Origin of the sequence: Alteromonas sp. Mac1 (assembly GCF_001562125.1) — a bacterium.
Classification (GTDB): Bacteria; Pseudomonadota; Gammaproteobacteria; order Enterobacterales; family Alteromonadaceae; genus Alteromonas; species Alteromonas stellipolaris.
Window position 1 is genome coordinate 1497714 of the sequence record NZ_CP013932.1, and the last position, 19059, is coordinate 1516772.

The following is a 19059-nucleotide window of genomic DNA, read 5'->3' on the forward strand; positions in this document are numbered from 1 at the left end:
GTTTTTGTTGGCGTATTTTAAATAACTCTTAAATACTCGACAGGGTTAAAGCTGAAAACGCTCTACCGCTCTTCTAAGGCTGTCAGTTTGAGCATCTAGCATCATAGTCGACTCATTGGCTTGACGGGTACTTTGGGCACTAGAATCAGCCAATGTAACAATGGTATTCAAGCTAGACGCAACATCTGCAAGCAATACATCTTGCTGCTGGGTATCTGAAACAATATGCTCATTTATCTGACTTAAACGAGCAATAATTTCTCTAATACTTTCAACCTGCTGCGACACCTGTTGGGTAATTTCTACCCCTTCCTGGGCTTGTTCCCTACCCGCGTTTATTGCTTTCACCGCCTTCTCGGCATCTTTTTGAAGATTGCCAATCATAGACTCAATTTCTTCTGTCGAGTTATGCGTACGGTTTGCCAAGGTGCGCACTTCATCGGCTACCACAGCGAAGCCTCTGCCTTGCTCTCCTGCTCTAGCTGCTTCAATCGCGGCGTTAAGCGCCAACAAGTTAGTTTGCTCAGCAATGGTTTTAATTACATCCAGTATGCTGCCAATACTGCGTGAGTGTCCATCTAATCGATTTATAATATCTGCGGACTCTTCAGCCTGACGGGCTTGACTGTTTACTTGATTGCGGTTTTGGACAACCAGCACACTAATTTCTTCGCTTTGAGCGGTTACCGTATGCAGTGCTTCCATGGCATCATTTATCTGCCTCAAATTGCTACGGCTTGTATTTTGAACATCCTGGGTATTGGTAGAAATCACCGTTACCTGTTTACGTTGTTCATCCACTCCTTGTAAGCTCTTTTCACCTAATGCGACACTCTCTTTAGTAATGGTAATTAAGCGTTTTTCTTGCTCTAAAATATTCCCTACTAACTCTCGCAAGCTATTGGTTAAGCTATTCACTTTAACAGAAAGCGCAGTAAACTCATCATTCCCTATTTCAGGCAGCGTGTGACTTAAATCCCCTTTACTTAGTTGAGTTAACCCTTCATTAATTCTTCCAAGAGGTGTAGAGATACTGCGTGTTGCTAGAACAGCTAACGTAATTGCTGCAATCAGGCCGATAACGGCCACAATAAAGTTTTTGACTAAGTTGGTTTGCACTGATTCAAGAATAGCATTTTGCCCTTGAATAGATTCAGACTGCACACTATCAAACAGTGTATTAATGCTGCTTAACGCTAACTGCAAGGCCGTTAATGCTTCATCCTTTTTTACCTGTGCTAAGGCGATTTCATTTAATTTTTTTTGTTGCAATGCAATTAAACCACTAGCGCCATTAACGTTCTCGGTGACTAACGCAAATTGCTCGTTAAAAGCGGCGACCGTGCCCCCATCATCAATATCAAGTATAAGGCGATTTATGTAATCTTTATCTACCGTAATATTACTAATTTGATATTTTATATCGTCAATAATATTGGCGGTGTCTTGTTCGTCCTCACTGGCAGCTAGTTCGCTGAACGAATCACTGGTTGTGAGCAGCTTATTGTCAATATTAGTACCTGCACCAATCAAAGTGTCTAGGCTTGGACTATCTGAATCTAAGTAGGACAAATCTAGCATTAAAGCGCTTGCTTCATCTGCTGCGCTTAATACCTCATTTAGTTTGTCCTCTAACGCGCTTTCCAACGCCATTCGCTTCGCTAAGGCGGTATACATACCATGACTGTTTGCTACGTAAGCTAAGCTTGCCTCTACTGCTTCTACCGCAATGGAATTGCCTGGAAGAATAATGGTTAGGTTATCGAGATCGGCAACAAACTCATTCGACAAAGATTCGAACTCTTTTTGATTTTGAGACAAAGCGGCAGGCGTATTTTCGTGAAAACCATTTGCTGTAACGACAGATAACGACAGGATCTCGGTTTTCACTTTAAGCATACTGGTTTGGGCTGGCATTTTGCGTTCAACCACGTCTTCTGCTGAACCCCTAATGTCGTTTAAACCGAAATAAGAAAGAATACTTGTGAGAAGTAACAAACAACCAAAAAGGCCAAAACCGATTTTTATTTTATTTATAACTGTTAATTGCATTGGCATAGTTCAAGGTACGCGATGAAATCTACGTACCAACCTCGTTTTACCATTATTGCAACAAGTTTAACAGAATGTTAAAAATATGCACTTTAAGTTTAGATAGATATCATTAATTATTAACAATAACTGGCACTTACAAACTGGTCTGTCCTCAAAAAATAAAATAGTCAGCAGCAAGCTACTTCGGTCAAAATTATTAATTCGTTCGAATTTCCATCGTACCGCACAAGAAACAGTAGTTTTACTTTTAAATCCTGACGAGTTACCTATAATAGCTCCATTGATAAACATCTCGTTCTCAGTAGGTTGTAATGGATCAGAATAAAGAACTTAAAAAAGCAGGTTTAAAAGTAACCCTGCCACGTCTCAAGATTTTGCAAATTTTGCAAGAACCTCAAAATCAACACATCAGTGCCGAGGACGTGTATAAGATTCTGATCGAACAGGAAGAAGAGATTGGTCTTGCAACAGTGTATCGCGTGTTAAACCAATTCGATGATGCGGGTATATTGAATCGCCATCACTTTGAAGGCGGCAAATCAGTTTTTGAAATAAGCCACAAAGAACATCACGATCACTTAGTATGTCTTAAATGCGGCAAGGTAATTGAGTTTGAAGACGATATTATCGAACAGCGCCAAGACATGATTGCGAAAAAACATAATATTAAGCTTACCCACCATAGTCTGTACCTTTATGGTGAATGTACAGATGGCAATTGCGAAGGTAACGACTAATTATCGCAACATAATTAATTTTGCATATCAATAAGGCCCTTCAATGTAAATTGAAGGGCCTTTTTAGTTTGAAGAATTACATCGCATTGTGTCGTACCAATTTCGCCTCAACTAGGTTAGAGCTTTAATCATCATTTAAATTGCTACCCATTACAGCGAGTTTGTTCAATACCGTGGTCTACCCCATCGGATAAAAAACATTCTTTTTAAAAAAACCGGTTTCCTGAACAAATGCAGAAATAGTCCATATCCCCCCCCCCCTTTAAGACAGGTTGGGTATTTGTATTTATTGATGAGTGAGTATTAGACGAACATGGCTAAGAGGAGTGTTAGCATCAGCCCGACAACGCCAATGATAGTTGCCATGCAGGTCCAAGAAATTAAGGTATTTTTTACTGAGATATCGAAATATCGGTTAATGATCCAAAACCCCGTATCGTTTACGTGAGACATAGCTGTTGCACCAGCAGCGATAGAGATGGTCATTAGCGCTAATAAAGACGGTGATAACGACAGTGCATTTACCACAGGTGCCATCAGACCTGCAGCCGTTAACATTGCAACCGTTGCCGAGCCTTGAATGATTCTTACAGAAATGGCAATAAGAAACCCAGCCATAAGCGGTGGTAAGGGTGAAAGTGCCACCACATCAGCAAAAGCTTGTCCTGCCCCCGAATCGATTAATACTTGTTTAAACATACCACCCGCACCTGTCACTAATATCACAAGTGCTACTGGCTCTAACCCTTTCGATGCCACATTTCTCACTTGATCTGCACTTAAGCCTTGGTTTTTACCCAGCCACTTAAAACATGCCAAAGTCGCGATGGTGAGTGCGATAAATGGATGTCCAACAAAAATAAATACCTGTTTTACTATGCCGTCGGCTAACACAAATTTAGCAATTGACCCGATGAGGATCACTACCAGAGGAAAGAATAACAATGCGGCCACTAATGAAAACGAGGGCAATGCTTCTACTGGCCTAGCCTCGATATTTCTAATATGTTCCGGCACTGGCACGTAGATTTTTTTGGCGATATACGATGCGTAAATTGGGCCAGCAATACAGGCACATGGCACACCAACAATAAAACCAAATAAAATCACTAGGCCTATATCAGCATTCAAAATAGACGCCACGGCAACTGGCCCAGGCGTGGGGGGAATAAAGGCATGGGTAACCGCAAGCCCAGCAGCTAAAGGAATGCCATAATAAATTAATGACTTACCGGTTTTTTGCGCCATTGAGTATATCAAGGGCATTAATATAATGAGTCCTACCTCAAAAAACACAGGTATCGCCACAAGGAAACCGGTTATTACCAGTGCCCATTGGCTATTTTTTTCACCGAACTTCTGTTTGATGGTTAGCGCCAGTCTATCCACACCACCCGACTCTTCTAAGAATTGCCCGAACATTGCGCCTAGCCCCACTATGGTGGCAACAAATCCAAGGGTATTTCCCATACCGGTTTGCATTGAATTGAGCACTTCTGTGGCGTCCATTCCCGTGCCTAATCCTACAAAAGCTGCTGCAATAATAATGGCAATAAATGCATGTACTTTTTTAGCAATAACCAAATAGGCAAGCAGCACAATGCTGATGATGGCGAAAAAAAGAAGTGAAAAAGTATCTGACATGTTTCTTCCCTATAAACCTGCACTTAAGTCCGTACTTGAACCTGCAATTAGCGGCACGTAAAAATCTGAGGTACACGATTATGATTTTTATTATTTAGTAAACAGAGAACACCTCTGGCAACCCGTTGTTATTCCACGCAACGCTACGTTAACAAATTGTTTATTCGCCGTAACAATATTATAAAGAAATCTTGAACGCAACCGGTTTCCGAATTATGCTTATTTTAAATTAATCAATGTAGTGTCGGGCTCATTGCTTAGCATTGAATCAAAAAGGTAGATGAATGACTGCAAATACCGTTTTCTTTATTACTGGGGTTTCAGGCACAGGGAAATCTACCATCGGCGAGCGTGTAGCTTCTCAACTGGGACTCGTTTTTGAGGAAGGTGATAGTTATCACCCTGCCGCTAACGTAGAAAAAATGTCTGCTGGTATTCCGTTAGAAGATGCTGACAGATGGGACTGGCTAACCCATTTGAATAAAATTGCCAAAGATCATTTGGCAAATAATCAAAGCGCTATTATTTCTTGTTCAGCGCTTAAAGCATCCTACCGAGCCATACTATGTGAAGGCATGGGTGAAGGCATGGGTGAAGGGCTAACAGGAAAACTAGCTGAAGAGAAAACAAGTCCATTAGCTAAAGGCGTTCAATCAAATGTAAGGTTCATCTACTTACATGGCTCTACCGATACCATTGGCCAGAGGCTTAAACAAAGACAGCATTTTTTTGTGGGCGATGATATGCTCAAAAGTCAGCTTTCTACCCTTGAAGTACCCACTAAAGATGAGGCTTTATTTGTAGACGTGACACAAAGTGTCGATGAGGTAGTGGCTACCTGTAAAGCGTTTATCTGCTCAGTGACAGAGGCGACATAACCCAAGGAACAAAGCCCCTTTTATACAGCCGTATAGCGCCCTCATCACGGCTTAAAATGTAAACTGCGCACAAGTAATAAAAATTGAATATACCCTATGAAAATTATGAAAAAACGTACAACCATTTCAGATATCGCAGCACATTTAGGTATTCACAAAACTACGGTTTCCCGCGCACTTAAAGATTCAAGTAGTATTTCTAAAGCGTTATCGCTGAAAATAAAGAAAGCGGCTAAGGACTTAAATTACATCCCCAACCGTGCAGCACAAAGTTTATCTATTCAAAACAATAAAACGATTGCGTTACTACTCCCTTCATTTGGAAACAATGTTTTTAATGATGTAGTTTCAGGCGTGAAAGCCGTTGCTGATGAACTTGGCTATGCATTAATGATTGGTGACGCTACCTATTCAGAATTAGGAGAGGAACGTATTGTTGAATCTTATATTCAACAAGCGGTTTCAGGTTTTATTCTCACTTCTAGTCGCCACACCGACGAAACCATAAAAATGTTAAAAACCACCGATGCACCGGTGGCGGAAATTATGGATATGTCGGATTCTACTTTTGATATCAACTATGGTGTAGATCATTTCAATGCGGGAAAAGAAATGACTGACTATTTAGTAAACGTAAAGGGCAGAAAGAAAATTGCTTTTTGTTCATTGCTGCTTGATTGGCGTGCTGTACTTAGAAAACGAGGCTGGGAGCAAGCCCTTCATAATGCAAAGTTGCAAGATGATATGTGCCTTCAGTCACGTGCTGATGCCTCATTTCAAGCGGGCGCTGAATTACTAGTGGAATCGCTTCACAAATGGCCAGACTTAGATGCCATATTTTTTGTTAGTGATGAACTTGCAGCCGGAGCTGTAATGGAATGCAATCGCCGGGGGATCAAACCGGGAAAAGACATTGATATATGTGGTTTCAACGATTTGAGCTTTGCGAAAGCTATTTACCCTTCCCTTACCACGGTATCCACACCAAGAAGGGAGATGGCTGAATTAGCCACCCGTTCATTGATATCAGTTATTGAAGGTAAAAGTGTAAGCGAAACACGTAAAGTGTTTCCTTACCATATTAAAATTAGGGAAACCGCCTAGGCATTTTGCCTGCTTGCGCTTCCCTACCCTTCATTTTACAGCAGTGTTACAGGCTTAGATTCAGGCTTCAAACATCAAGCGTTTCGTTTTAAGCCCTAAGTTTGAGCTTTTAACGTAAGTTTTTTAACTCTGTTACCTAAGCCTCAAACTTATAATTGTGATAAGCCTTTATGGCTTTTTCCCACATCTGCCCTACTTCACCAATACCAATGGTTTTACCATCAACTTCAATTACAGGGGCAATTTCCTTGCTTGAAGATGTTAACCACACTTCGTCTGCATTGAATAAATCTTCCGTGGTGAACCACTTTTCTTCTACTACCAAGCCCGCTTTTTTAAATGCTTCTAACGCTATTTGGCGGGTGATCCCGGGTAAAAGTTGGTTATCTAATGGTGGGGTGAAAATAGCATTATCTTTTACCATGAAAACGTTACATGAACTCGCCTCAGTAATAATACCGTCACTATTGTGCAAAATAGTTTCTTGCACACCACTTTCTACCCCCGCTTGAAAGTGCATGACATTACCTAACAATGACGTTGATTTGATATGGCATCGCTGCCAACGTTTATCTTCTTCAAGCGCTACTTTGAACGGTTTAACTTTATCTGCTTCTAGCGGTTGAGCGGGTGCAATTTCAAATGCAAAACCAAATACGGTGGGCGTAATATTTTGCGGGTAGGCATGATAACGCTTGGTGTCCGTGCCTCGACTAATATGAAAATACACGCCAATATTTCCGCTTGGAAAATGGCTGGCATTGGCGTCAATAAGCCCATCTAAGTTTTGCTGCCACTGCTGTGCACTATAAGGGTTAGTGATAGAAATTGCGGCTAATCCATCGCGCATTCTGCTTAAGTGCCCTGTCATGCCCACTGCCTTCCCATGATAAGTGGGTATCACTTCATAAATGCCATCCCCGAACAAAAAGCCTCGGTCCATGGGGGATATTTTAGCTTCTGATAACGGCATGAATTCGCCGTTTAAAAATGCAATGGTCACTCTTATTCTCCTGTAAGGCGAAGTCGTTTTTGCCAATTCAATAAAAATGCGGCGCGAGCATCGTCGTAGTGCTGACTTATGAAAGTAACAGTCTCCCCCGGCACCGCTTGTGCTAAACGATTAACATCAAGCAAACTTACACTGCCAAGCTTGGGGTAGCCTCCTAAGGTTTGTCTATCTCGCATCATCACAATAGGTTGTCCATCGGGCGGAATTTGCATCGCGCCAATGTGTATTGCTTCTGAGCGCATTTTAGTAATGTGGCTATGTATGGGGGCACCAGACAATCGATAGCCCATACGATTAATATTGGTTGTTACCGTGTAATCATTTAAAAACAACCGCCCTTTTTCAGAAGCGTTAAATTTGTCTTCTTGGTAACCAAGAATTAACGCTATGGGTTGGTTCAAGTCGTAATGCGGCCAGTGCTTCGATGCCAGCGCTCTGTGAGCGCTTCGTAATGCTGGGGTTTCAATATCGATAGCATCGCCAAGCCCTAACGGTGCACCTTTGTTTTCAAGGCCGCCTATCCCCTCGCGCAAAACCGTGCACGCACTGCCCAAAGGTGATGGCACTTGCCACCGCCCTTGTATAGCTAGATAGGCTTTGCTGCCCATATGTTCACTGTCGATGGATACCCTATCACCAGCTTTAACAAAGATAGTTTCAAATGGGGAAACCGATTGACCATTGACCAAGCAAACCACATTGCGACCGGTAGCCGCCAACTGCCCGTTGGTATCAAAAACAAATACTGCGCAGCCTATAATTTCAATACAAGGCGTATTTTCTTGGTTACCAGCTAGATAATTCGCCCACCAATATGCTTCTTCATCCATTGGGCCTGACTGACAAAAGCCTTGATGCTGTTTACCTTGCCGACCGCTGTCGATAATTAGGCTCAGCAAACCGTTCTGTTCAACACTAACCTTCATGCAAGTCTCTAAATTCCTGTTCTGAAATAGGCGCGAACTTTACATTATCACCTACTTTTAAAAGCGCGTTATGGCTAGTATCAACTAAGTTCAGTGGGCATAGACCCAACAAGTGCCAGCCACCAGGCGATGACGAGGGGTAAATAGCGGTTTGCGCATCGGCAATGGCAACCGCCCCTTTTGGTACCTGCTTTCGTGGCGTTTCTAATCTAGCGCAGTGCAAGGTAGCGGGCACGTTCCCCATATAAGCAAAGCCCGGCGCGAAGCCTACAGCGTAAACTTTGTAAGTCATGCTGATGTGAGCATCAATAATATCCTGCTCGCTTAAGCCCGTTTTCTGACTAACCAACGCTAAGTCGTTAGCCGTTTCTGCGCCGTACCACACGGGTATTTCATGAGTTTTCACACTAACACCGTCAGTACCATTTATCCTTATCTTTGGATCTTGCGCTGCCAGTGAGCGAAGCATCTGATAAACATAATGGCTATCCACTTTGTGGGCATCAAAAACCAGCAGCAACGAATCGTATGCCGGCACGCATTCTTTTAGCCATGGAAACGCCAAGTTCGTAATGGCATGCAACCAATGCTGACATCGCGCATTGGCAGCATCTACCGTGTCGCCCGCGAAATACAAAAGTATGGCATCTAAACCAGCAGGTACAATCTGCTTAATATCCCCAAAGGGATGCATAGTAATATCCTTAATAAAAAGGGTGAAATTGTGACGATGTTAAGGCATTTGCGTGATTTATTAAGTAAAGAATGAATACGCTTAGCGCTATTGCTTATGCCTTCATGCCGTCTATTTCATGCATACACGAATTTGTTGCGCAATTTCAACTGCACCGGCAGTATCGCCATGCACGCACAGTGTGTCAGCCTGTAATGGCAATCTTTGCCCGCTAACAGTAATGACTTCCCCATCTTCAATCAAAAGCTTTGCTTGCGTTAACGCTTCTGCGGCAGTTAACACCGCGCCTTCTTGTGAGCGGGGCTGCAAAAAACCTTCATCGGTATAACGACGGTCGGAAAACGCTTCGAATATTAGCGACAATCCATATTCTTGCGCTTCAAGCACCAGCGCTTCATTGTGCGCATGAGATTGCACCATCAGCCCCAAGCGACCTTTATTAATACTACCCACAGCTTGCATAACTGCAGTGCGCACTTGAGGGTCAAGCATCATATCGTTGTATAACGCACCATGGGGTTTCACATAACTCACTGGCACGCCAACGATACTGGCCATGCCCATCAATGCACTTACTTGATATTGAACACAGGCTATCAGTTCTTTTATTGGCATAGCGAGACTTCGACGTCCAAACCCTTGTAAATCGGGATAAGAAGGATGCGCGCCTATTTCTACATTACTGTTTTTTGCCAGATACAAAGCTTGTTTCATCACCACGGGATCGCCAGCATGAAAGCCGCACGCAATGTTAGCTTGGTCTATAAATTTCATAATGTCGGCATCTACAGGCATTTGCCATGCACCGAAACTTTCACCTAAATCGCAATTTAACTTCATAAGTGTTTAGCTCTTAACCTCAATCCGATATCATGTTACCTGTTCTTTTTTAAAAGTCAGTGTTAATGATAAATATTGGAAAAATTAATACATTAAAAGTGGTAGCGGAATATCCGTTCGGCTATGCATTAGCGCCACTTACCGATAATGTAGATTCAACCGACTACAGTAGTGAAGATATGCCTACTGTAACCTTACCTCACGATGAAGTAACCACACCGCTGGAAGTGGAACAAACCTTAGATGTGTTTGTGGCTACCGATCAGCGCGGCGATTTGTTTGCTACCTTGAAGCCACCGCGCATACAAGTAGGTGAAACCAAGGTACTTAAAGCGGTCTCTGCTACACACTTTGGTGCTTTCTTCGACTGGGGCTTAGAGAACGACTTACTCATACCCGCCGATTATCAAGAATCGCCTATCGATCCCGGTATGTATTACGTTGTTCACGCTTTCTTTGATGAAAAAACAAATCGAATTTTAGGGGCAACCCGTTTGCATTACTTCCTTAAAGAAGGCAGCGCCTATCTTAGTGAAGGTGAAAATGTAAGTTGCTTAGTTTATGCCAAGTCTGACTTAGGCTTTAAAGTGGTATTGAACGAAAGAGCCTTGGGCCTAATATTTCATAGTGATGCATTTAAACCGCTTAAAGTAGGGCAATCTACTGATGGCGTAGTTAAAACCATCCGTGAAGATGGCAAGATTGACGTGGTGTTACAACGTCATGATAAGGAAACTCGTGATGCCTTGCAGCAAGCCATCTTAGATGATTTGGAAGCCCACGGTGGTATTTCAACACTCACGGATAAAAGTCCGCCCGATGCTATTTACCAGCATTTTAATGTGAGTAAAGCCGCGTATAAAAAAGCATTAGGCGCGTTGTATAAGCAAAAGAAAATCACCATTGGCGCAGACGCCGTTCGTCTCACCCAATCGTAAGTAGGAAGTAATAGGTAGGAAGTACAATGAAAGCACAAGTTTCATGGGATAAAGACCTCACTTTCACCGGTACAACAGACAGTGGGTATAAAACCGTCATGGACGGTAGTGGAAATGCGGTATCACCAATGGAATCAGTATTGATGGCCGTTGGCGCATGTTCCAGTATTGATGTGGTAGACATCCTTAAGAAAGGTCGTCACGAAATTGAAAGCTGTGAATGCGAATTAGAAGCCGATCGTGCTGATGACGCCCCACGGGTGTTTACAAAAATTCATGCTCACTACACAGTGGTAGCAAGCAGCGTGACCGAGAAAGCATTAGCACGTGCGGTACAACTTTCTACTGAAAAGTATTGCTCAGTAATGTTGATGCTAACCGGCAATGTGGAGATCACCACCAGCTATACTTTAGTTGAATCCACACAGAATTAGGCTAATACACCATCTATTAGTGTAAAGGGCTATCAGTGATTGATGGCCCTTTTTTATTTCCTCACCAAAACCAAGCTAACCACCTGATTATTAACATATAAATATCTTCTTACATTTACTGGCATGGTTGCTGCTGTATGTTGCTAATAAGCTAATAATCTAATAATTAACGACAACAATCAGGTATTTGACCATGGACGCTTCGTTTAACACTCTTCGTACACTGTCCCTTACGGGCGGCATACTCTCATTATCTTTGCTACTAGGTGCGTGTACCGACGCCGATGCTATAAACCCCACAGAAGAAATTTCTGAAGCGGTGATAGCCATTCCGGTAGAAGCCGCTGCAGTAACCAATGGTTCAATTAGCTCTACTTATACAACCACCGCCATTCTGGAAGCGAGAGAAGAAGCGTTTGTGGTTGCAAGAGCGTCAGGCATTATTGAACAGATAGTGGTAGAAGAAGGTGACTACGTTGAAAAAGGCCAAATTCTGGCGCAATTAGATAAACGCAGATATGAACTTAACCTTGCTAAGGCAAAGGCAGATTTAACCGGTTTAGAGCGAGAGTTAGATAAAGTAAACAAAGTTTATTCTAAAAACCTTATCAGTGTAGATACCTACGACAAACTGACTGCTCAATATGAATCTGCCCAAGCGTCGGTTCATCTTGCTGAATTAGATTTAAAAGAAACCACCATTACTGCCCCCATCAGCGGTTTTATTGCTTCTCGAAATGCAAAAGTAGGAAACCTAACGGAATCTTTCCAGCGTGAGCGCATGTTCCATATTGTGCAACAGCAGAATTTACAAGGTGTGGTGTATTTACCTGAGAATGAATTGCAAAATGTGGCGGTAGGTCAACCCGCAACTCTTATTGTTGCTGCACTAGGTAATAAATCGTTAACTGCATCTGTCGAGCGAATTAGCCCTGTTATTGATGCTGCCACTGGCACATTCAAAGTGACCCTTGCGGTGCCAAATGAAAAACACGTATTAAAAGCGGGCATGTTTACCGACGTGGCGCTCGAATATGCACTCCACAATAGCGCTACGCTACTTCCACGTCGTGCCCTTATCACGATGGACAATCAACATAGCGTCTTTGTTGTTAAAGACAACATAGCCACAAAAGTCGACATTGTTACCGGCTTTGAACAAGACGAAATGATTGAAGTGTTAAGCGGGCTTCAAGGTGACGAGAAAGTCGTTACCGCTGGACACCAAAACTTAAAAGACCAAGCCCCTGTAGATGTAGTCAACGGCTAAGCCCGCTATAAGAAGGAAAATACCATGCGTATTGTTGATATAGCGGTTAAACGCCCGGTTGCCGTGTCTATGTTTACTTTTGCTGTGCTGTTGTTTGGTATGGTTTCATTAGGTCGATTATCAGTTAATTTACTGCCCGACCTCTCCTACCCCACGTTAACTATTCGAACCGATTATACGGGAGCTGCCCCAGGCGAAGTGGAACAACTTGTCTCTAAGCCTATTGAAGAAGCTATTGGCGTAGTAAAAGGGGTAAGAAAAGTCACCTCTACTTCACGTGCCGGTCAATCAGACGTGGTAATGGCGTTTAGATGGGGCACCGACATGGATTTCGCGAGCTTAGAAGTACGGGAAAAACTTGATGTACTTCAACTCCCTCTCGATATTGAGAAGCCTCGCCTGTTGCGCTTTAACCCAAGTTTAGATCCAGTCATCAAGCTGGGGCTTACTGAAGATGTGCTCTCGGGGCAACTGTCTACCGCCCAAATGAAAAGGCTACGGTTATACGGCGAGCAGCAAGTGAAACGGGCCCTCGAATCTGTTGAAGGTGTTGCCGCTGTGCGTGTTGGCGGTGGTCTTGAAAACGAAGTGCACATTCTTATCGACCAACGTAAAGCCAGTCAGTTATCTATCCCTATTACTCGTATTATCGATCGCATTAAAGCCGAAAATGTAAATGCTGCGGGTGGTCGTATTGAAGGCGATGCTCAAGCATTCTTAGTGCGCACTCTGAATCAATTTGAAAACCTAACAGAGATTGAAAACCTTTTTATTGGCCGTTTCGAAGATAGAAATATTCAATTGAAAGATGTCGCTACTGTAGAAAGTGCGTATAAAGATCGTAGTGTGGTAACTCGCTTCAATGGTAATGAAGGGGTTGAGATTGCGATATACAAAGAAGGCGATGCGAATGCGGTTGATGTAGCAAAGAAAATAGCTTCTCGTCTTAGTGAAATTGAAAATGACATTCCTGCGAATTACACACTGACGCAAATATACGATCAGAGTGTATTTATTAAGCAAGCCATTGATAATGTTAAATCTGCAGCAATAATGGGTGGTCTGCTTGCTATGTTAGTGCTGTACCTATTCCTTAGAGATTTTTGGACTACAGTTATCATCTCTGTATCAATTCCAGTATCGGTTATTGCCACCTTTAATCTAATGTACGCCAATGATATCAGCCTAAATATGATGAGTTTAGGGGGAATTGCGTTGGCTGTGGGTTTGCTTGTCGACAACAGTATTGTGGTGTTAGAAAACATCGACCGCCATAAAAAGCGTAAGCAAGCCAAGCTGGCAAACGATACTGTTGCTGATAATGATACTATTAGTGCAAACGCCTTAACTGATGATCCCGCCGCATCGGGCACTAAGGAAGTATCAGGCGCCATTGTCGCTTCTACATTAACCACAATGGCCGTTTTTGTGCCGCTTATTTTTGTAGAAGGCATTGCAGGCCAACTGTTTAAAGATCAAGCCCTCACCGTAAGCTTTGCACTTGCCGCCTCGTTGGTTGTGGCACTTACCCTTATTCCCGCCATGGCACGAAGAAAGCAAAAAACAAAGCTTGCTCACGAAGATACTTTTTTATCGCCCGCCAAAACACACCCCACTAGCTTGCTAGGGAAAATTGGCTATTTTATAAAATGGCCTTTTTCAATGATACTTCGCTTTGTGTTTGTGTATTTGCCTGCTGCGCTAATTACCTTAGTAATTGGTGCATGGCATATTCTTGCAAAGGGCTTGTCGCTATTATTTACGCCCTTGGTGTGGGTATTTAATAAGGGCTTTAATGGCCTGGAGAAAGCATATCACGGTGCCCTAATTGCTAGCTTAAAGGCCAGAACGCTTGTGGTCGTAGTAGCCTTAGTGTCAGCGGCTGGTGCACTAGTTCTTGTTCCTAAATTAGGTATGGAGCTTATTCCTACGATGTCGCAAGGTGAATTCTCGGTAGATATTACTCTACCAGCGGGAACACCACTGAGTACGACAGATGCGACATTATCAAACTTATCGGCAATAGCAGCGGCAGATTCAAACGTAGCAAGAACTTACGCTATGTCGGGTACCGGAAGTTTGATTAGTGCCGCGCCTAGCCAAGGGGGCGATCATTGGGGAAGACTCAATATTGTAATGAACCCTAATGCTGATACCAGCGCGAGCGAAAACACAAATGCGAGTAGCAATATGGATAAGGTAAAGGCCGCTCTACGCGATGCACTTAACCGTTACCCTAATGTTCAAGCTACCTTTACTGAGCCTGAACTTTTTACATTTGCTTCGCCTATTCAAGTTGAAGTGAGTGGTTATGATTTACGCCAACTTCAAACCTATAGCGATAAAATTGCCCACGAATTAGGTACACACGATAACTTCACCGATATTGCTACCAGTATTCGTGAAGGTAACCCAGAACTAAAAATTGAGTTTCATCATGCCAAGTTATCTCGTTTAGGCCTTGATGCTGCCACGGTGTCGTCTTTAATTGCAGCTAAAATTGGTGGCCGAGTTGCCACACAATATAGCCTTGAAGATAGAAAAGTTGATGTACTGGTAAGAACCAAAGACAGCCAGCGCGACAACATAAACGATGTACGCGCCATTGTCGTAAACCCTGATTCATCACAACCTACTCCCCTTGGTGCCGTTGCCGATGTTTACATGAGCGTTGGCCCCAGTGAAATTACGCGCATTGGCCAACAGCGAGTAGCATTAATTTCAGCCAATTTAGCAAAAGGGAAGCTGGATGAAGCTGTTTCCTTAGTCAATAAGGTGTTGGACAACACGCAACTTCCCTTGTCGATGGATGCAACGGTGACTGGGCAAAGTGAAGATATGCAAGATAGCTTTAGGTCGCTGCAATTTGCCTTAGCGCTGGCTATTTTTATGGTGTACTTGGTGATGGCGTCGCAATTTGAATCACTACTGCATCCACTGCTTATACTGTTTGCGGTTCCCTTAGCTGGTGCGGGTTCGGTGTATGGCCTATGGCTTACCAATACGCCATTAAACGTGGTGGTGTTCATTGGGCTTATTATGCTGTGCGGTATAGTGGTTAACAACGCCATTGTGCTGGTCGATCGCATTAACCAATTGCGTGCTAACGGCATGGAAAAAACCGCAGCCATCATCGATGCAGGAAAAACCCGTTTACGCCCCATTGTGATGACAACCCTTACCACCATTTTAGGCTTGATGCCCATGGCATTCGGATTGGGTGAAGGCGCTGAAATACGCACACCTATGGCCATTACCGTAATCTTCGGATTGCTATTTTCTAGCTTGCTTACCCTAATACTGCTGCCGGTGCTTTATAGCCTTTTCGATAAAAAGGCATCAACCGTGGTTGTTAAAAATCAAGACTCAGCGGTTTCGGGAGGTACGTATGAAAACGCCTAATGAAGGTACGATAAAGGGTATTGGCGCATCATTAGCACGCTTTGCATTAAACCGCCCGGTGACCATAGGCATGGTGTTTATCTCCATGCTGCTGTTCGGCGCAGTATCTGGAAAGTTACTGCCACTAGAAAAATTCCCTGGCATCGATATTCCTGAAATGGTGGTTGAGGTTCCCTACCCCGATGCCACGCCGGTAGAAATTGAAACCATGATCACGCGTCCGGTGGAAGAAGCCATCGCCACCATGTCGGGTATTAAGCGATTACGGGCAAGGTCGTATGAAAACAAAGCGGAAATAATCGTTGAGTTTGATTGGGATGAGAACCTTAAAGCCAAAAGTGTAGAAGCCAGAGAAAAAATTGATGCTATCCGTCACTTGCTTCCTGCAGATGTAGAGCGTGTCATGGTGTACAAGTTCAACACCAATGATATGCCTATTTTCCAGCTACGGGTATCGAGCGATCGTGATTTATCGCTCGCGTATGACTTACTAGAGCGCAACTTAAAGCGCCCTATTGAGCGTGTAGCAGGCGTATCTAAGGTTGAACTCTACGGCACACTTAAAAGGCAAATTACTATTCGGTTAGATCCGAAATTAATGACCGCCTATCAAGTTGATGTCACTGCCTTAGGGCAAAAGCTGCAAGACGCCAACTTTTCGTTAACCGCAGGCTATATGTACGACAACGGCGAGAAAATACTGGTTAATCCCGTTGGGGAATTTACCGACATGGCCGATTTCGAAAACATGTGGGTATCACCCAATGTGCGACTGTCCGATATTGCCACCATCAATTTCGAATTGCCGGAGCAAAGCGAAGGTCGTCACCTAGATAGAACCTTTGCAGTAGGCTTTAATATTTTCAGAGAGTCTGGCAGTAACTTAGTTGAGGTCTCATCTGCCGTGATGGAGGTGATAGAGGAAGCCAAGTCTGACCCTGCGTTTACCGGTATTAACTTGTTTGTTATGGACGATGTGGCAAAAAGTGTAACCTCGTCACTGTCTGATTTACTAAGTGCTGGGTTGTTAGGCGCATTACTTTCTATCGTGGTGCTGTATTTATTTTTACGCCAACTGACTACGACATTAATTGTGGTACTTTCGGTTCCCTTCTCCATTTGCATCACTTTAGGGGTAATGTACTTATTGGGCTACACCCTAAATATTTTATCATTGATGGGTTTAATGTTAGCCGTCGGGATGTTGGTTGATAATGCAGTAGTGATTACCGAAAGTATTTTTCAAGAACGACAACAAGATAAGAATATTAGCCGCGCAACCCAGCGCGGGGTTAACAATGTTAGCTTGGCGGTTATTGCAGGAACCGCCACAACGGCCATTGTATTTTTACCCAATATTGTTGGAGTGAAAATTGACGTCACGATATTTTTAGAGCACGTCGCCATCGCCATTTGTATATCGCTATTCGCTTCGTTATTCATTGCTAAAACCTTGATCCCTTTGCTAACTACAAAAATAGCGATCCCCGAAGCGAAGGAAAACAGCACACCGCGCTATATCACACGATATGGCCGAGTTCTGTCGTGGGTAATGGTAAATCAAGGAAAAACATCACTGATTGCTTTGGGTATTTTGCTCTCTACTATCATTCCTATGCAGGTAGTCACCTCTGATGATGAAGGGAACGATAACCAAGAACGTATATGGCTTAATTATCACGTCACTCAGAACTACACCCTTGATGAAGTGGAAAAAACGGTGGATAAAATGGAGGCTTTTTTATATGAAAATCAAGAACGCTTCCATATCAAGCAGGTTTATACCTACTTCACACCAGGTCATGCGGTAAGTGGAATAACGTTAAACGACGATCTTCCTGTCAGTCTAGGGGCTATTAAAGAAGATATTCGGGAAAACATGCCTGCCTTCGTAAGAGCTCGCCCCTCATTTCAATGGGACAGTGGCAATGGTGGAGGTGTACGCATTACCTTGTTGGGTGAATCTTCAGATACCCTACTAGAAATCTCAGAGCGTCTGATTCCTATACTTGCCAATATTGACGGACTTACTGACGTAAAAGCTGATACTGGCTCTAAACGTGACGAGCTTCAAATTCGAATAGATAGAGAAAAAGCAAACCGCTTAGGTATTCAGGTGAGTGACGTCGCCCAGCTTGTGGCTACTGCACTACGAGGTGCTAATTTACGTACATTTAGGTATGGTGATGCGGGTGAAGTTAATGTTCAACTTCGCTATGGCAGCGATGTTCAAAAATCCTTAGATGCACTTAAGCATATCAATATTGGTTTCAATCAAGAGCGGGCAATTACCCTTGCTATGGTGGCAGACTTTTCGGTTGTGCAGCAACTTTCGCAAATTAATCGAAGTTACCGACAAACGGCGTTAGATATTGGTGCCAATTTACAAGACGATGCCACCATAGAAGACGCGAAAGTACGTATTCAACAAGCCCTAGCGCACATAGAGTTACCTACTGGTTACCAGTGGACGCTTGATGGCAGTTTTTCACGTCAAGATGAGGCTAACGGGGTGATGCAAATGAATATGCTGCTCGCCTTGTGCATGATATATGTGGTGATGGCTGCGCTATTTGAATCGCTAGTACTTCCTACCTCGGTAATTACGTCGCTACTCTTTTCATTTACCGGCGTCTTTTGGGCTTTTATGGTCACGGGGACACCCATGTCGGTAATGGGCATGATAGGTATGCTAATTCTTATGGGAATTGTCGTGAATAACGGTATTGTTTTGGTTGATAGAATTAACCAGTTGGTGAATGAGGGAATAACCCTTTACGACGCGGTTGTGCAAGGGGCACAATCTCGTATTAGACCCATTCTGATGACAGTGGCTACAACCGTACTCGGCCTAGTACCGCTGGCAATGGGTGCAACAAGAATAGGTGGCGACGGACCGCCTTATTCGCCAATGGCAATTGCCATTATTGGTGGGCTAGTGTTCTCCACCATGACCAGTTTATTTTTGGTGCCGCTTGCTTATGTGTTACTACTGAAACTGCGGTTTAATACTCAGCGAATGATAGTGAACGGGCAAGCTAGAATAGCTAAACTTATTAAAATTTAAGTAGAGTAGTTGCAATGACTAAGCCGTAAATAGTGTAAAAACATTACTTACGTAGCGG

Annotated in this window: 14 protein-coding genes; 8 read left to right on the forward strand and 6 right to left on the reverse strand. The window is 43.3% G+C overall.

Features of this window, described 5'->3' with window-relative positions; all coding sequences use genetic code 11:
- Positions 1–45 precede the first annotated feature (45 nt).
- Complete coding sequence (locus tag AV939_RS06270) at positions 46–2052, reverse strand: methyl-accepting chemotaxis protein (RefSeq protein ID WP_061997373.1); 2007 nt, start codon at positions 2050–2052, stop codon at positions 46–48.
- 314 nt (positions 2053–2366) lie between these two features.
- On the opposite strand from AV939_RS06270, the gene fur reads away from it, so the two are divergent.
- Positions 2367–2792, forward strand: a complete 426-nt coding sequence (gene fur, locus AV939_RS06275; protein ID WP_057792126.1) for a ferric iron uptake transcriptional regulator — start codon at positions 2367–2369, stop codon at positions 2790–2792.
- 303 nt (positions 2793–3095) lie between these two features.
- Here fur and AV939_RS06280 read toward each other — a convergent pair whose 3' ends face one another.
- Positions 3096–4436, reverse strand: coding sequence for a GntP family permease (locus tag AV939_RS06280; protein WP_057792128.1), 1341 nt, complete (start codon positions 4434–4436; stop codon positions 3096–3098).
- A 284-nt stretch (positions 4437–4720) separates the two neighbouring features.
- Between AV939_RS06280 and AV939_RS06285 the strand changes: the two genes are divergently transcribed.
- Together AV939_RS06285 and AV939_RS06290 are read left to right on the forward strand one after the other, a co-directional pair.
- Positions 4721–5314, forward strand: a complete 594-nt coding sequence (locus AV939_RS06285) for a gluconokinase (protein ID WP_061997374.1) — start codon at positions 4721–4723, stop codon at positions 5312–5314.
- 105 nt (positions 5315–5419) lie between these two features.
- The gene (locus tag AV939_RS06290) at positions 5420–6418 is read left to right on the forward strand and encodes a LacI family DNA-binding transcriptional regulator (protein ID WP_231751174.1); all 999 of its coding nucleotides are present in this window, start codon (positions 5420–5422) and stop codon (positions 6416–6418) included.
- A gap of 136 nt (positions 6419–6554) precedes the next feature.
- On the opposite strand, the gene AV939_RS06295 is transcribed toward AV939_RS06290, so the two are convergent.
- The 4 genes from AV939_RS06295 to AV939_RS06310 all read right to left on the reverse strand — a co-directional run bounded on the left by AV939_RS06295 (position 6555) and on the right by AV939_RS06310 (position 9890).
- Complete coding sequence (locus AV939_RS06295) at positions 6555–7421, reverse strand: D-amino acid aminotransferase (protein WP_061997376.1); 867 nt, start codon at positions 7419–7421, stop codon at positions 6555–6557.
- 2 nt (positions 7422–7423) lie between these two features.
- Positions 7424–8356 (reverse strand): biotin-dependent carboxyltransferase family protein, encoded by a 933-nt coding sequence (locus AV939_RS06300; protein ID WP_061997377.1) that lies wholly within the window; start codon positions 8354–8356, stop codon positions 7424–7426.
- Positions 8346–9050, reverse strand: a complete 705-nt coding sequence (locus tag AV939_RS06305; RefSeq protein WP_057792137.1) for a 5-oxoprolinase subunit B family protein — start codon at positions 9048–9050, stop codon at positions 8346–8348. Before AV939_RS06305 ends, AV939_RS06300 begins: the two co-directional genes overlap by 11 nt.
- A gap of 111 nt (positions 9051–9161) precedes the next feature.
- Positions 9162–9890 (reverse strand): 5-oxoprolinase subunit PxpA, encoded by a 729-nt coding sequence (locus AV939_RS06310; protein ID WP_061997378.1) that lies wholly within the window; start codon positions 9888–9890, stop codon positions 9162–9164.
- 65 nt (positions 9891–9955) lie between these two features.
- Between AV939_RS06310 and AV939_RS06315 the strand changes: the two genes are divergently transcribed.
- The 5 genes from AV939_RS06315 (at position 9956) to AV939_RS06335 (ending at position 19001) form a co-directional block, all read left to right on the forward strand.
- Complete coding sequence (locus AV939_RS06315; RefSeq protein ID WP_057792140.1) at positions 9956–10828, forward strand: CvfB family protein; 873 nt, start codon at positions 9956–9958, stop codon at positions 10826–10828.
- A gap of 26 nt (positions 10829–10854) precedes the next feature.
- Entirely contained in the window at positions 10855–11262 is a 408-nt protein-coding gene (locus tag AV939_RS06320; RefSeq protein ID WP_057792142.1) for an OsmC family protein, read from the forward strand.
- 193 nt (positions 11263–11455) lie between these two features.
- Positions 11456–12532, forward strand: a complete 1077-nt coding sequence (locus AV939_RS06325; protein WP_057792144.1) for an efflux RND transporter periplasmic adaptor subunit — start codon at positions 11456–11458, stop codon at positions 12530–12532.
- A 24-nt stretch (positions 12533–12556) separates the two neighbouring features.
- Positions 12557–15934, forward strand: a complete 3378-nt coding sequence (locus AV939_RS06330; RefSeq protein ID WP_061997379.1) for an efflux RND transporter permease subunit — start codon at positions 12557–12559, stop codon at positions 15932–15934.
- Positions 15921–19001, forward strand: a complete 3081-nt coding sequence (locus tag AV939_RS06335; protein WP_061997380.1) for an efflux RND transporter permease subunit — start codon at positions 15921–15923, stop codon at positions 18999–19001. Before AV939_RS06330 ends, AV939_RS06335 begins: the two co-directional genes overlap by 14 nt.
- Positions 19002–19059 lie beyond the last annotated feature (58 nt).

What these genes read in the sequence shown, in the direction of transcription:
- AV939_RS06335 (WP_061997380.1), top strand. Translation starts at nt 15,921, where the DNA reads ATGAAAACGCCTAATGAAGGTACGATAAAGGGTATTGGCGCATCATTA.
- AV939_RS06315 (WP_057792140.1), top strand. Translation starts at nt 9,956, where the DNA reads ATGATAAATATTGGAAAAATTAATACATTAAAAGTGGTAGCGGAATAT.
- AV939_RS06285 (WP_061997374.1), top strand. Translation starts at nt 4,721, where the DNA reads ATGACTGCAAATACCGTTTTCTTTATTACTGGGGTTTCAGGCACAGGG.
- AV939_RS06280 (WP_057792128.1), bottom strand. Translation starts at nt 4,436, where the DNA reads ATGTCAGATACTTTTTCACTTCTTTTTTTCGCCATCATCAGCATTGTG.
- AV939_RS06290 (WP_231751174.1), top strand. Translation starts at nt 5,420, where the DNA reads ATGAAAAAACGTACAACCATTTCAGATATCGCAGCACATTTAGGTATT.
- AV939_RS06310 (WP_061997378.1), bottom strand. Translation starts at nt 9,890, where the DNA reads ATGAAGTTAAATTGCGATTTAGGTGAAAGTTTCGGTGCATGGCAAATG.
- AV939_RS06320 (WP_057792142.1), top strand. Translation starts at nt 10,855, where the DNA reads ATGAAAGCACAAGTTTCATGGGATAAAGACCTCACTTTCACCGGTACA.
- AV939_RS06330 (WP_061997379.1), top strand. Translation starts at nt 12,557, where the DNA reads ATGCGTATTGTTGATATAGCGGTTAAACGCCCGGTTGCCGTGTCTATG.
- AV939_RS06325 (WP_057792144.1), top strand. Translation starts at nt 11,456, where the DNA reads ATGGACGCTTCGTTTAACACTCTTCGTACACTGTCCCTTACGGGCGGC.
- fur (WP_057792126.1), top strand. Translation starts at nt 2,367, where the DNA reads ATGGATCAGAATAAAGAACTTAAAAAAGCAGGTTTAAAAGTAACCCTG.
- AV939_RS06300 (WP_061997377.1), bottom strand. Translation starts at nt 8,356, where the DNA reads ATGAAGGTTAGTGTTGAACAGAACGGTTTGCTGAGCCTAATTATCGAC.
- AV939_RS06270 (WP_061997373.1), bottom strand. Translation starts at nt 2,052, where the DNA reads ATGCAATTAACAGTTATAAATAAAATAAAAATCGGTTTTGGCCTTTTT.
- AV939_RS06305 (WP_057792137.1), bottom strand. Translation starts at nt 9,050, where the DNA reads ATGCATCCCTTTGGGGATATTAAGCAGATTGTACCTGCTGGTTTAGAT.